This is a genomic window from Actinoalloteichus spitiensis RMV-1378 (assembly GCF_000239155.1).
Taxonomy (GTDB): Bacteria; Actinomycetota; Actinomycetes; order Mycobacteriales; family Pseudonocardiaceae; genus Actinoalloteichus_B; species Actinoalloteichus_B spitiensis.
On sequence record NZ_AGVX02000091.1, the window covers coordinates 1 to 13,134 of the forward strand.

Here is a 13,134-nt window from a genome sequence, read left to right on the forward strand (position 1 = left end):
TCGGGATCGGTTCCTCATCGGTGCCGACCGTCCTTCCGGCGGTCGAGGTCGTTGCTGGTGACGGTCAGCGCGCGGGTCAGGGTGTAACCGGCGAACAGCGCCGGGACTCCCAGGACGACCAGCAGCACCGAGGTGTCCACCCGCGCTGCCACCACCGTCCACTGGGTCAGGACGATGAGCGCGGCGCTGACCACGACCCGGCCGGTCAGGGACAGCAGGCGAACCCGCCCGTACGCGCGTTCGGCGACGGCCTTCCCCCGGCGGGTGCCGGCGCGCCACAGCATCACGGCGGCCAGTCCCACCCCTGCCCCGGCCAGGAGGTGCAGCGTGCTCAGCTCAGCCAGCATCTCCGTTTCCTTCCCGGTTCTCCCGCCAGTGCGGGTACACCTCGCGGCGGTCGTGTTCGGACAGCGCGCCCCACACGCCGGTCGTGGTCCCCCCTGTAGTGCGGAGTTCGACTTCCAGGCACGGAAGGCGCACCGGGCAACCGGCGCAGATCGCGGCCGCCAGGGCGCGGTCGGCGTCCGGCTCGCCGGTGAAGGTCGACCACGCTGGTTCGTCGCCGTGCGGGTCCATGCACGCGCCCTGGTCGGTGACTGCCCGCCACAGCACCTCGTGCGGCACGGTGGCGTAGGCGGTGAGCTGCTCGATGACGTCGTGGAGGGGCTGGGGCTCGTGTGCCGGCTCGTTCACCACGCGGCACCCCCGGCCCGGTGGAAGTCGCGGGCATCGCGTCGGTTGGCGGCGACCCGGGACACGTCGACCACGCCGCCCGAGTCGACAGCGCGCCGTACGAGGTCCTCCACCGCCCGTACCGGCGCCACGTAGCGGGTTCGGATGCGGACTGCCGGGAAGTCGTCCTGCCGGATCGCGCGGGAGACGGTGGCCGCGTCCACCCGCAGGACTCGTGCCGCTTCCGGAACCGTGTAGAAGAGCCTGCCGGACGTGTTGTCGGCATTACTCGGTGTGCCCATTTCGTCACCCGCCCTTCGTGGAATGGCTGACATCAGCTTTGATTCGGTGTCGATTACCGCTGATCGCATCGCGTGTTCCTTTTCCTCGTCCCGCTGGCCGCTAACGTCAGCGCTGAGGCGGAGCACGGAGGCGGATGTGGCAGAGGACTGGGCTGCGGTCGCGCACGCGGTGAACACCCGCGCCCGGGAACTGTCGCTGCGGCAGAAGGAAATCGCCGAGGAATCGGGAGTGTCGCTGGCCATCGTGCGTGAGATCCAGCAGGGCAGGATTCAGCGACGCCGGAATCCTCGGACCCTGGAGGCACTCTCGCTGGCGCTGGACTGGCACCCGCAGCACCTCACAGCGGTACTGCGCGGCGAAACGCCGCCCGAGCGTGACCCGTCGGCCAAACCTGTGGAGGATCCGGTGATTCCACTGCTGCACACCGTGATTCGTGAACTGCGGGGCCTGCGGGCGCAGATCGGCACCCTGAGCAGTCGCCTGACCGACCTGGAGAGGAACCGCGATTCCCCGGCCAAGGGCAAGGAATAGTCGACCGCTTCGCCCGCCGGATTCCTGGTTCCCGTGCATGACGCAAGAAAACCGTCTGGAAAGGGGTTCACATCAGTGTCGGAACGTAACCCGACACGAGTTACGTCGAGTTAACTCCGCAGGTCAGAACGCGTAAACCCACCGGAGGGTTCATGCCGGGACGACACCACGCCCGCCCGCCCAGCAAGCTGCGCGCCGTCCGCCGGGAACAGGGGCGCACCCAGGAGAGCGTCATCCGCCTGCTCACCGGCCGCGCCCACCGGCTCAACATCGCGGTCGCTTCGGAGAGCGCGCTACGGGTGATGCTCTCCCGCTGGGAAAACGGGCACGACCAGGTGACCAACCCGGACTACCAACGGCTTTTCCGTGAGATCTACGGTCGCAGCAACGAGGAACTCGGTTTTCCCGCCGCGCCGGTGAACGAGGCCACCGAGGAGCTCCGCGAACGGCTCAGCCTCGCCCGCAACCTCGACACTTCCACTCTGGAGCTGTTCCAACGCCAGATCAACGACCTTCGCAGCGCGGACCTGAAATTCGGTGCCCTCACCGTCCTGGACCAACTGGATGCCCAGGTGCGGCAGATGGAGAAGCTGCGCGGGTTCAGCGTGAGCAGCGAGCACCGGCGCCGGCTCTCGGCGATCCTCACCGACGCCCGCACCCTCGCGGGGTGGACCGCGTTGGACCGGGGCTCAGCGCTGCGGGCCTGGAGCTACCACGAGGACGCCAAGGTCACCGCCCGCGAAGCCGAAGCACCGCACCTGCTCGCGCACGCCGCCGCCCAGCAGGCCGTGATCCTCATCGACCTGGGAGAGATCGGCCAGGCGGTGGAGCTGATGGCCTACGCCCGGGAAGTCGCGGCCGGAAACGTCGCGCCCCTGTTGTCGAGTTGGCTGGCCGCCGCCCACGGGGAGGGCCTGGCCGCCGCCGGACGTCGTGACGACGCGCTCCGAGCCTTCGACCAGGCGGCGGAGTTGCTGCCAGCCGACCCCGTAGACCCCCAGTTGCCGTTCCTGCTCCTCAACAGCGGCCACCTCGCCCGGTGGCGGGGCAGTGCCCTGCTGCGCCTCGGGGATCAGGACACGATCAACCATCTGGAGAGCGCGGTGCGCGAGCTGGACACCGGCAGCAGGACCGTGCGCGGCCACACCGGGATGCTGGTCGACCTCGCCTACGCCTACGCTGCCGCCGGTGATCGCGAGTCGGCGCTACGCCACGCGCGAGAGGCCAAGCGCCTCGCCTCCCAGATCGGGTCCGACCGGCAACGGCAGCGCCTCGCCGCGCTCGAACTACCCAGCGGCGGGCGGGACTGACCCGCCGGGCCGGGAGGCGGCGTAGTAGAGCAACGCCACGATGGCACCCGAGCCCAGCACCTCGCCTCGCCCGACCAGGTCCACCAGTCGGTCCAGCGGAATCCACTCGATCCGCGCTGCTTCCTCCGCGTCCGTGGGCTCACCGACCTTCTCCACGCCCCGGATCACGAACACGTCCACCGGAGAGTCGACCATCCCGGGGAGGGGTTGGAAGGAGACCAGGTGCTCCGGCGCCGATGTGGGTCGGTAGCCGGTCTCCTCCTCCACCTCCCGTGCGGCGGTGGTGGCCAGTTCCTCGCCCTGCTCCACCAGGCCGCCGACCACCTCGTAGCCCCACTGGTCCACGGCGAAGCGGTAGCGCCACAGGGTCAACACCTCGTCGCGCTCGTTCACCACCAGGGCAACCACGACGTGGTTCAGCCGCACCACGTGGTGCTCGAAGCGCCGTCCGTCCGGCGGCTCGACCTCGACCAGGTCCAGCTTCACCCACCGGTTGTCGTAGACCGTGCGCTGTCCGTGAGTCTTCCAGTCCAGGCGCTTCGTCATGCTCGGCAGCTTACGGGTCCGTAAGCACGGCGGGGAGCTGGCGGAAAGAAGGGGAAAAGCGGCGGTTCTCACACGCTTACCGCGTGGAAGAACAAGCGGTGCCAGCTGCCGCCGGCCGTGGGTGCTGCGTGTACCGTCACGTCGGCTCTGCTATTCGGACGAGGGCAATGGCGTGCGTTTGGGCGGGCGGCTGCCCAAGGTCTCGGCTGCCCTGCGGTCGGCTCAGACAACCAGGCGGCGTAGACGCGGAGTGCGCGCTCCATCACCTCCATGCTTCGGGCGGCCGGCGCCAGTGCGTAGATCCTCCCACTGTGAGCAGCCCGGTTGCGGAGTAGTGGTGAAGGGCATGTATGGGGGTTGGGTTGGCCAGTGCTGAGCCGTTCGTCGCGGTGTGAAATCGCGGCGGGGGAGTAGGGGCGAGACGAGGCTGCGTCGCGTAATGATTGCTGAACTCGGTGCCAAGTTTCTCGCAGCGTCGCACAGCCCGATTCCGGGCGTCCCCAGGAGCGGTACGGTTACTGAATCGAGTGCCAGTCGGCGGTCTGGTGGGCTTTGGCGGTCTTCTTCCTGCCCGCTCTTTCGCTCGTCCCGAAGCTGGTGTGGACTTCCAGCATCTCCGTGTCCGTTTCGACCGGGAGCAGCAGTCGGGTGAGTACCTGGTCCGCCCCTTGTTGTGCTGCTCGGCCAGCACCCCGCACGGGCCGGGGAGGGGGATAGCGGTCCTTGCCCGTCACCGGGTCCACTCCGGGGAAGGTCCGCACCGGCGAGGAGCCGTCGTGCTGCTGGATGCTGCCGCGTGCTCGTCCTCGTCCTGTTCTGGTGGTCGCCATGTGACCACGGTAGGCAGGAGTTCAGGGACAAGGTCATGGACACCGACTGTCGATATGATCTTGACCTGGACCGTTCTCCCTGGTCACGGGTGGTGGGCCTAACGCTTCACAACACGAACACCCTCACGGCTGAGGGGCCTGAGATTCGGATCAAGCCGGTAGGCACTCGTCGTGTGGGTGGTGGTCAGCGGTGACCACCGAAGCGAACGATCAGCCGCAGCCTTCCCAGCGGAGTCGGGCGCTGGGCGTGCAGTGCGTGTGCGTGGCGCTGGTCTGTCTCGGCGCCGCCTACGCTTCCTACCGGCACGGGCGCGAGTTCGCGTTGCGGTTCGGCGCCGACGAGATCACGGCGGCAATCTGGCCGCTGATCGTAGACGGGCTGTTGCTGACCGCCACCCTTGAGTTGTGGAAGACCGGGCACAGCACACGTGACAGCGGCCGGTGGTCGGCTTGGGTGGCCTTCCTACTCGGGGTGTCCTTGTCCTTGTGCGCCAACATCGCCGCCGCGCCTGAGTTGAGCGTGCTCGCCATTGCGGTGGCCGCGTGCCCGCCGCTGGCCTTGCTGCTGTCGGTCGAGCTGTTGAACCGGGCGCTCAAGCGCCACCGCGCCGAGACCACCCGCGAGACCGGAAACGAGACCGCCGAGACCATCGAGACGACCGGCGAGACGGAACGCCCGGTGAGTCTCGCGGTGGTCTCGGCCGAGTCCCGCTCGCCGGAGCAGCCGACAGCGGAGCAGAGGATGTGGACCTATTACCAGACCGAACGTGCTAAGGGACGCACTCCGACCGGCGCGGAGCTGGATCGCGTCGCCGGGACGAACAACTACGGCCGCCGAGTGCTCCGCCGCTGGCGCGAAGGACGCGGCTCTCCAGAACGGCGAGCGGCGCTGTGTGAGACGAACTGGCCGTACGACGTTGAGCGGAACGGGCCACGCGTCGTTCGGGCTTAGGGTGGCTTCGTGAGTTTCGCGGTACCGGAGGGCTCCGTGCTGATCACGGATGGTGGTCTGGCGACGGAGTTGGAGGCGCGCGGGCATGACCTGTCGGATGTGCTGTGGTCTGCGCGGTTGCTGGACGATGCGCCAGAGGAGATCAAGGCGGCTCACTCGGCGTTCTTTCGGGCGGGTGCGTCGATCGCGACGACGGCGAGCTATCAAGCGTCGTTTGAGGGGTTCGCCTCGCGCGGTACCGGGCGCCAGGAGGCCGCGCGGTTGCTGCGACGCAGCGTTGAGCTGGCGCAGGCTGCCCGCGACGAGGTGGCGAGCGACGGGCGCCAGCGGTTTGTGGCGGCGTCGGTCGGCCCCTATGGTGCGGCTTTGGCCGATGGATCGGAGTATCGAGGCCGCTACGGGTTGAGCGTGGCCGAGCTGCGAGCCTGGCACCGGCCTCGACTGGAGGTGCTGGCCGAATCCGGCCCGGATGTGTTGGCGCTGGAGACCGTGCCGGACATCGACGAAGCCGAAGCGCTGGTGAGCCTGGTTGACGGGCTGGGTGTGCCCGCGTGGCTGACCTACAACATCGATGGGGAGCACACCCGAGCGGGACAGCCGATGGGCGAGGCGTTCGCGGTCGCGGTCGACGTGCCGGAGATCGTGGCGGTGGGCGTCAACTGCTGTGCTCCTGCCGATGCGACGGCGGCTGTGACGATGGCGCGCGAGGTGACCGGCAAACCTGTGATCGTCTACCCGAATAGCGGCGAAGGCTGGGATCACCAGCGACACGAGTGGATCGGGCCGTCCCGGTTCGTCGGCGATCTTGCCCACCAGTGGGTGGAAGCGGGGGCGCGCATCGTGGGTGGGTGTTGCCGGGTACGTCCGGCGGATATCGCCGGAGTCGCTCGCGCAGTGGTCAGCGTTGGTTAGCGTCCGTATCCCGCGTCAACCAGGATTTCTCGAAGCTGCCCAGCCCCATCGCGCACCGAGGGGGTTGCCCGCGTGGCATCGAGCTGGCCGAGCGCACCCAGCAGCGTGGTAGCGGTGCGCGTCGAGCCGACCTCATCGACAAACGGCATGACGCGCTCAATCGTTTGATCCACGTCACGCCAGGCCGCCACTCGGATCTGCGCGTCCAACAGAGACGCCAGGTGGTTATAGCGGCGCCGGACTTCCCGACCGGGAGTGACCTCGATAGAGCCTTGGAAGGTATCGGCGGCTGAACACCAGTCGGCCGAGTCCGCTTGGATCATGGCTTCGTGCCAGGCCAGCTCGCGGTCGTTGATCCACCAAGCCCATGCCGGGTCGTCGTCGCGCACGCCGTCCAGGTACAGGGAGTGCGCTTGGTGGAACGTGCGTTCGGCTGCCGTGTCGTCCCCGGCCAGTGCCAGCGCGCGGGCTTCGCGGGTGCGGAAGAGCGCTTCCAGCCGGGGTGAGAGCGTGTTCGTCTCCAACACCATGCGAGCGATGCGCAGGGCTTCGACCGGTCGGCCGAGGTGACCGGCGTGCATGGACATGTTCTGCAAGATCAACAGTTCCATGCTGTGATCACCCGCCAGGCGCGACAGGTGCAAGGCTTCGTGGTTGATCCGGCGCACAAGGTCGTGTTTGCCCGCGTCGTAGAGCAACCACCCCGCGACTTCGCCGAGTTCCCCGGCTGCGGCGTAGAGGTCGCGTTCAATGGCGGGGTCGCACTGGCTGGCCCCGAGCTTGCGGTGGACTGACCGGAAGAGTTGGAGGGCTACGCCGGAGGATTGGTCCCCGCCGAACTGAATGTCGAGGTCAATCAACTCGCGGATACGGCTGTGCAGGGTCTCGACATAGGCACCGTCCAGCCGGAGGGACGGGGCGTGACCATCGACCGGGGCCACGTCCTCGCGAACTGGTGACGCGGGCGCGGCCGAGGAGCCGGTGGGCGTCAGCCGTTCGGCACGGGCGCGGGCTTCGGCGAGCCTCGCCTCCTGTTCCTGCTGCTCGTGGGCCTGTTTGGTCGCCACAAGATCGTGGAAGGCCGCCAGCAATACACCTCGTGCCCCGACGGCCTCGTCGGAGGCTTGCCAGAACCGCTCGTCGGCGCGGGCACGACCCTTCTCGATGTGGCTGACGGTCGTGCGGTCGCAGAATGCAGCCTTGGCCAACTGGCCTTGCGTGAGGTCAGCCGCCTGCCGGAACGCAGCGAGCTGCGCGCCGAGGGCGCGACGCTTCTCGGCGACGGTTTCCGGTTCGCGGGCCATGTCGATCACTCTTCCGAGTGTCCCTGCAAGTGCTGACTCGATCAGCATAACGGCCGGTGACTGCTGGTGTGGCAGTTGTGAACACATCGTGACGCACATCCGCGCCCACCCGGTTCCCTGATCCACAAGGCACCTGGCGCCGGGAAACGCCCTCTCCCCGAAGGGCACATCGGGCACCCCGAACCGAGCACCGCTCGATGGCTTCCCCCAGCCCCGACGCCAGGTGCCACCCATACGACCGCGAACGCGAACGACGGGAGTGGGTGGTTCCGGTAACAACCCGGCTGATGGTCGCACCGCTGGACAGTCCGACGCACAGCGCTGTGTCGTCTGCCGTGCCCGAGCCGGTACGGCTCTACGAACTGATCTGCCTGGCCCTGCTGGTGCACTGGCCCGGTTCCGCACGGCCGGGCTCCCGCTGCACGCAGTGCGAACAGCCGTGGCCCTGCCCGCAATTGCGGCTGGCGTATCGGCTGCGGGAGGGCTTCTAGCCGATGGGCGCCTTCGGCTCGCGACGCGACACGTGACGACGTGCTCTGCGGACTTGACGTGATGCGCGTGACTGTCTGGACGTGGCTTGCGCTGACGCCACTCGCAACGCTCCTGCTCTGGGGTGCCTGGTGGTCCTGCTCGTGCTGGCGCAAAGACGTGCGGGCTGCCAAAGCCGCCGCGCGCTTCGCCCGCGCATATACGGCTCCACCTTCTGACGACCTCGGACAGGCAGCGATGGGCAAGCATCACCAGCCCGAGCCAGACGAGGAGCCCGCCTGGCCCACGGTCGACCCGGACGACCCTGTGGAGCGCGTCAACCCGGTGCGGCCGTACGTGCAAGACACGTTGTCGACATCGCTCATGCGCAGACCGGTCTTTCACGACGACACCCCCACAGTCCCCAACGCCGTTCGCCTCGCCGGGCTTAAAGCCATCGAGGAGCTGCGGTTCGGAACCTCCGAGCCAGGAGAGCACGGAAAGTATCCGCACCAATCGACAGGGTTACGACATGATCGACACTCAGACGGCTTGCCGCGCGACCGTGGCCGCGCCGCTCCGGGGAAAGGACGCCATGCCCTCGACGACCAGTGACATCGCGCCTCACGCCGTGCTCGTCACGGGTGCAGCCGGTTTGATCGGCGTGCCCGTCGTGCGAGTGCTGCGCGCACGGGGTTTCCGCGTCGTGGCGGTAGACGACGGAAGCGCGGGCACGCTGCACCGGCTCGACGAGTTCGGCGACTGCGCCGAGGTTCAGCGTCACGTGCTCGACGTTCGCCAGCGTTCGGAGCTGGTACAGCTCATGGCAGCCGAACGCCCGTGGGCTGTGGTGCATCTGGCCGCGCAGCACTTCATTCCGGTCTGTGACAGCGCGCCCGCCGAAACATTGGCGATCAACGTGCTGGGCACCCAGCACGTGCTGGATGCCTGCGTCGTTCACCCGCCCCAACGGCTGGTGTTCGCCTCGACTGCCGATGTGTACGCCGCGAGCGAGAGCCCGCATCACGAGGATGATCCAGTGGGGCCGCAGGGCGTGTACGGCTGGTCCAAGCTGTTCGGCGAACGGCTGTTGCAGGACCAGGCGGACCGACTCGGCCACTGCACAGCGGTAGTCGCCCGTCTATTCAACGTCTACGGACCCGGTGATCCGCACCCGCACCTGCTTCCTGAAGTCCTCCAGCAGGCACGGCACGGCCAGACGCTCGACCTCGGCGACCTGAACGCCGCCCGTGACTTCGTCTACGTCGATGATGTCGCCGAGGCATTGCTAGCGCTGCTGCGCACCCCATGTGCCGGGATCTTCAACATTGGCGCTGGAGTTCCAGTTGCTGGCCGAGAACTGGTCGAGCTTGTGGGGAGCCTTACCGGAAGGCACCTGGAAACACGGGTCGATCCCGAGCGACTTCGGCATCGGTCGCGGCCTGTGTCCTGCGCCAATCCGGAGCGCCTGCGACGGATCGTGCCGTGGTGGCCGCACACCCCGTTGCGGGAGGGCATTCGGCGAACGATCGCGGCTGATCTTCGTGCACGCGTTGACGAGTCGGAGGGCAAAGCATCATGAGCGCGGCAGTTCCCAACCTCGTTTTTCTGCTGGACACCCCGAATGTCTGGCGTGGTCGGGCACTGGCGGGCACCCCGGCCCGCGTTCTGGCCCTCGCTGAACACAGCCATCAAGCGGGCGCCGCTGTCACGGTGGTGCTGTGTGATCGCGGCGCGGAGTACGGCACGGAGAAAGATTGGCCATTCGACGTGGCGCTGGTCCATCCGAGCGACTTCTACGCTCCCGCAACCCTTGCGAGGGTTCTCGGGATGGACGCGGCGGATTTTCTTGTCCAGTGCGAAGCAGAAGCGCTCGTGGCCATCGGACGTGAGTTGGCCGGGCTGCTGGACGCGCGCCTGGTTTACGACATGCACGACGACGACGCTGCCGTAGCGGCCAGCGTCGGCGAGCCGCCAGAGATCGTGCAGACTCACGCGACGACACAGCGCACCGCGCTGCGCACCGCCGACAACGTGATCGTCTCCACGCGCAACGAGCAAGCGATGGCAGCCACGGCAGGCATTCCCGCGCCGCGCACCGCGTTGTTGCCCAACGGCGCGGACCCGTACCAGCGCCGTTGCTGGGGACCAGAAGTCGACGTCGCGACACTGGTCTTCGTCGGCAATCTCTACTACCAGCCCAACGCGCGAGCGGTCGACGCCATCGCCACCACGATCTTGCCCACACTGCGCGCGGGTGACCTCGACGTTCGGATGCGGATCGTCGGCCGCGGACCTGCCTCACTAGCCCGCGGCGGTCAGGGCATCGAGTTCACCGGGCGCGTGGACACGATCAACCAAGCACTCAAAGGAACGACCATCGCGCTCGCCCCGTTGACCGCCGGATCGGGCGCGAAAATGAAGGTCCTCGACTACCTTGGCGCCGGACTACCCGTGCTGGGCACATGCGAAGCCGTGACCGGGCTGCCGACCGAGCATCCCGGCGTGATCGTGGAGGACGACCTCTACATGTGGCCCGCACGGATCGCCGCGCTTCTGCGCGACCCTGCCGCGCTCGACCAGATCGGGCGGGCGGGCCGCCGTTGCATTGAGCAGGAGTTGTCCTGGCAGCGCATCGGCGCTGGACTGGTGCGGCACTGCCGGTCGTGGCTCGCCACCTTCCCACCAGGTGCGAAGCCGGCCGTCGACAACCACTGCGCCGGCGTGCCCCGATGGCTAACCGAGCACGCGGATCAGGACGCCCTGGGCGACCCGGAAACCACCAAACCAGGACAACCGCGCTGGCTGCGCCAGAGCACCGCCGTCATACCGGAAGGACGTTGATGGATTCGCGATTCCTCGATCTCGGGACCTGCGTCTGCCGCCTGAGCGCGTCCGAGGAAATTCAGGCCGCAATGCGCCACTACGTGAGCCCGTTCCTCGTGTCAGCCGGGGACCACGAGCCGCACCTGACGGTCTCGGTCGGGCGCGTCGCTGCAACCGTCGCCCAAGCCCGGCAGTCCCTCGCCGATCAGCCGCCGACCACGGTGCGCACCAGTCACCCGGAGCAGCGCTATCGCGTCTGGATCACTGAAGACCGCGAGATTCTGCTTCCCGAGCACGCTTCGGACCACGTGATCATCAGAACCCCTGGACTCGTGCTTGTCGCCGCCGAACGCGCCCGTGTAGCGGCCACGATCGGCATCCGAGTCGTGCGTCAACTCGTCATGCGCGGCGGTGAAGTACGGGGAGGGCGCTGCGTGCACGCCGCAGCGGTGGACATCGACGGACGTGGGTTGCTCATAGCTGGGCATCCCGGTTCCGGCAAGACCACGGCGCTCACGCACCTGATCGAAGACCACGGCGCGCGTCCTGTATCCAACGATCGCACCGCGCTCATCCCCACCGGTACTGGGCGCTGGCACGCCATTGGCGTGCCATTAGCCGCCCGTTTCACCCCGGAAGGCATCGGCGGCTCGCCGACCTTGACGGCCGCGCTGAACCACTTCGAGCCCAGCCGAGGACGACACCTCGTGGACGGCAAGATCGAACTCACGCCGTGGGAACTCGCCACCCTGTTCAACCGATCTACCGCGCCCGTGACCGAGGTCGCCCAGCTCGTGATCCTCACCCGCTCGGCACAGGTATCGGCCGGGGAACGAGATGGGGACTTCGTACGGCACCACCTCGACTTCGGCGCCGAGGATTTCTTCGCCGACGACTGGCTCAACCTCCGCTCGCACCTCAGCGACGCCCTACCCGACGCTCAAAGTGGGGGCGACGACCTGTGGGAACGTCTGCCCGAGACTGTGCCCGTGCTCCCGCTGGCCTGGACCGATCCGGCCGAGTTGCCGCGCATCGCCGCGACGGCCTACCGGCAAGCCCAGACGTGAGGGGATGCGTACTAGCCGGAGTGTGGGGTGCGGGCAAGACCTCCGTCTACCAGCGCAGCTTGGGGCGCCTGGTCGCTGCGGGCTGCGAATCGCTCATCGCAATGCCACAGGCGGCAACGATCACCACGCACACCTACACATCTGGCGCACCGCACGAGCACGCTGCCCACATCCTGTCGTGGCTGGATCACCTGACCGCCTTCCTCGAAGAGACCAATCGCCGATTCCAGGCGAGCACGCTCCCCAAACACCGCTTCGCGTCCGCGTGGACCCCGACCTGCCTGCTCGAAGGGCTCGGCTTCGATGCCCCCATGTACGGGCTCCCGATCAGCCGTGACGTCCTGACAAGCGTTGAGCAGCGCCTCGCCGCACTCGGAGTGCACTTGGTCCTGCTCCGCGTCCCCGATGACCGCATCCGCGCCCAGTGCGTGGAATCGACCCGGCACCACAGGGGACCGAAGTGGGCGCGCTACCTGGAGAGCTTCGGCTCAACCGATGCCAGGCGAGCCGAGCACATCAGGCAGGTACAAGCCGAACTGATCCGGTGGGCGCAGACTTCACCTTTGCCGCTCCAGGTGCTCGACACGACCACACAAGACTGGGACGCCTACTCCCGCCACGTTGCCGAGCTGATCGCCGACCAGACATGATCGGCCCCATCCGATCGAACCCACCCCCGCAGTCGTCGCAGATAGTCCTCGCGCATCGCATGATCAGCGACCCGCGTCCAATACTCCACCCCGGTCAACAGTTCCAGGCCGGTTGCCGCAGCCATGCGCTCAGACCAGCACGCAGGCCACGGACCGGCCGCCCGATAGCCGTCCGCGAACGCTTCGGCCCAGCTCTGCTGATCAGGAACATCCACATGGCGGGCTTGGCGAGATCCATTACCGGATTGACCCACCGCACGTGCTCCAAGTCCAACAGGACGCGAAAGCCGCCCTCTTCACCGAGGAGAATGTTGGGCAGATACACGTCCAAGTGCGCGACCGCTGGCCGCGCGACCGGCGATACCTCCTCGGCCAAGCCGCCCAACAAGTCCAACCCAGCCTTGACCAGCGCGGCGGGAATGTCGTCGACGAAGCGATAGGCGTCCCGCAGTGCGTCCACGCGGCTCGTGACGACGGTGTTCCAGGTCGCCGACACCGTGCCTAACCCGCTCGCAGCATCGCCGAATCCCTCGACAGGGACTTGGTGCCGCGACGCCAATGCCGCGCCCGTAGCACGCATGACCTCCAGCACCGCCGCAGGTTCCAACGTGGGCAAGGCTTCCTCGGCGTCCACGCCCGGCACGTACTCGAACACGGTCAACGGTCGATCAGCCACGGACGCGGACGACTCGGTGAACGCCAATACTGGCGGGACCGCGATCCCATGCTGCCACACGCGGCGGTGCTCGGCCAGCCGCTCCAG

General features: G+C 67.7%; 16 protein-coding genes. 9 read left to right on the forward strand and 7 right to left on the reverse strand.

Annotated features, from left to right (window positions below):
- Positions 1-14 precede the first annotated feature (14 nt).
- Genes ACTIDRAF_RS0204550 through ACTIDRAF_RS0204560 form a run of 3 tightly spaced genes read right to left on the reverse strand, consistent with a single transcriptional unit; the run spans position 15 to position 1,043 of the window.
- Positions 15-347, reverse strand: a complete 333-nt coding sequence (locus tag ACTIDRAF_RS0204550; protein ID WP_016697527.1) for a hypothetical protein — start codon at positions 345-347, stop codon at positions 15-17.
- A complete protein-coding gene (locus ACTIDRAF_RS27215; protein WP_245533438.1) occupies positions 337-693 on the reverse strand; it encodes a WhiB family transcriptional regulator in 357 nt (118 codons plus the stop codon). The genes ACTIDRAF_RS0204550 and ACTIDRAF_RS27215 overlap by 11 nt, the downstream gene beginning before the upstream one ends.
- Positions 690-1,043, reverse strand: coding sequence for a helix-turn-helix domain-containing protein (locus tag ACTIDRAF_RS0204560; protein ID WP_245533439.1), 354 nt, complete (start codon positions 1,041-1,043; stop codon positions 690-692). The genes ACTIDRAF_RS27215 and ACTIDRAF_RS0204560 overlap by 4 nt, the downstream gene beginning before the upstream one ends.
- Positions 1,044-1,110: 67 nt before the next feature.
- Between ACTIDRAF_RS0204560 and ACTIDRAF_RS0204565 the strand changes: the two genes are divergently transcribed.
- Positions 1,111-1,506, forward strand: a complete 396-nt coding sequence (locus ACTIDRAF_RS0204565) for a helix-turn-helix domain-containing protein (protein WP_016697530.1) — start codon at positions 1,111-1,113, stop codon at positions 1,504-1,506.
- Between the two features lie 152 nt (positions 1,507-1,658).
- Entirely contained in the window at positions 1,659-2,816 is a 1,158-nt protein-coding gene (locus ACTIDRAF_RS0204570) for an NsdA family TPR-like regulatory protein (RefSeq protein ID WP_016697531.1), read from the forward strand.
- Here ACTIDRAF_RS0204570 and ACTIDRAF_RS0204575 read toward each other — a convergent pair.
- The gene (locus tag ACTIDRAF_RS0204575) at positions 2,793-3,362 is read right to left on the reverse strand and encodes an NUDIX hydrolase (RefSeq protein ID WP_016697532.1); all 570 of its coding nucleotides are present in this window, start codon (positions 3,360-3,362) and stop codon (positions 2,793-2,795) included. The two genes, ACTIDRAF_RS0204570 and ACTIDRAF_RS0204575, sit on opposite strands and share 24 nt — an antisense overlap.
- 515 nt (positions 3,363-3,877) lie before the next feature.
- Positions 3,878-4,192 carry a hypothetical protein gene (locus ACTIDRAF_RS33580; protein WP_157162835.1) on the reverse strand — a complete coding sequence of 105 codons (315 nt, stop codon included), beginning with the start codon at positions 4,190-4,192 and terminating at the stop codon, positions 3,878-3,880.
- 190 nt (positions 4,193-4,382) lie between these two features.
- On the opposite strand from ACTIDRAF_RS33580, the gene ACTIDRAF_RS0204585 reads away from it, so the two are divergent.
- Together ACTIDRAF_RS0204585 and mmuM are read left to right on the forward strand one after the other, a co-directional pair.
- Complete coding sequence (locus ACTIDRAF_RS0204585) at positions 4,383-5,144, forward strand: DUF2637 domain-containing protein (protein WP_016697534.1); 762 nt, start codon at positions 4,383-4,385, stop codon at positions 5,142-5,144.
- A gap of 9 nt (positions 5,145-5,153) precedes the next feature.
- Positions 5,154-6,056, forward strand: a complete 903-nt coding sequence (gene mmuM, locus ACTIDRAF_RS0204590; RefSeq protein ID WP_157162836.1) for a homocysteine S-methyltransferase — start codon at positions 5,154-5,156, stop codon at positions 6,054-6,056.
- On the opposite strand, the gene ACTIDRAF_RS31780 is transcribed toward mmuM, so the two are convergent.
- Positions 6,053-7,360 carry a helix-turn-helix domain-containing protein gene (locus ACTIDRAF_RS31780; protein WP_169533951.1) on the reverse strand — a complete coding sequence of 436 codons (1,308 nt, stop codon included), beginning with the start codon at positions 7,358-7,360 and terminating at the stop codon, positions 6,053-6,055. The genes mmuM and ACTIDRAF_RS31780 overlap by 4 nt on opposite strands.
- A 323-nt stretch (positions 7,361-7,683) precedes the next feature.
- Here ACTIDRAF_RS31780 and ACTIDRAF_RS33585 point away from each other — a divergent pair, with 323 nt between their 5' ends.
- The 5 genes from ACTIDRAF_RS33585 (at position 7,684) to ACTIDRAF_RS0204615 (ending at position 12,371) form a co-directional block, all read left to right on the forward strand.
- Positions 7,684-7,851, forward strand: coding sequence for a hypothetical protein (locus tag ACTIDRAF_RS33585; RefSeq protein ID WP_157162837.1), 168 nt, complete (start codon positions 7,684-7,686; stop codon positions 7,849-7,851).
- 509 nt (positions 7,852-8,360) lie between these two features.
- A complete protein-coding gene (locus tag ACTIDRAF_RS0204600) occupies positions 8,361-9,410 on the forward strand; it encodes an NAD-dependent epimerase/dehydratase family protein (protein WP_016697538.1) in 1,050 nt (349 codons plus the stop codon).
- Positions 9,407-10,672, forward strand: coding sequence for a glycosyltransferase (locus ACTIDRAF_RS0204605; protein WP_016697539.1), 1,266 nt, complete (start codon positions 9,407-9,409; stop codon positions 10,670-10,672). Before ACTIDRAF_RS0204600 ends, ACTIDRAF_RS0204605 begins: the two co-directional genes overlap by 4 nt.
- Entirely contained in the window at positions 10,672-11,721 is a 1,050-nt protein-coding gene (locus tag ACTIDRAF_RS0204610) for a phosphoenolpyruvate carboxykinase (ATP) (protein ID WP_016697541.1), read from the forward strand. The genes ACTIDRAF_RS0204605 and ACTIDRAF_RS0204610 overlap by 1 nt, the downstream gene beginning before the upstream one ends.
- Before the next feature lie 59 nt (positions 11,722-11,780).
- A complete protein-coding gene (locus ACTIDRAF_RS0204615; protein ID WP_245533440.1) occupies positions 11,781-12,371 on the forward strand; it encodes a hypothetical protein in 591 nt (196 codons plus the stop codon).
- A gap of 94 nt (positions 12,372-12,465) precedes the next feature.
- Here the strand turns inward: ACTIDRAF_RS0204615 and ACTIDRAF_RS0204620 are convergent.
- Positions 12,466-13,134, reverse strand: a 669-nt coding sequence (locus ACTIDRAF_RS0204620) for a phosphotransferase family protein (RefSeq protein WP_026065779.1), incomplete at its 5' end; no start/stop codon positions are given.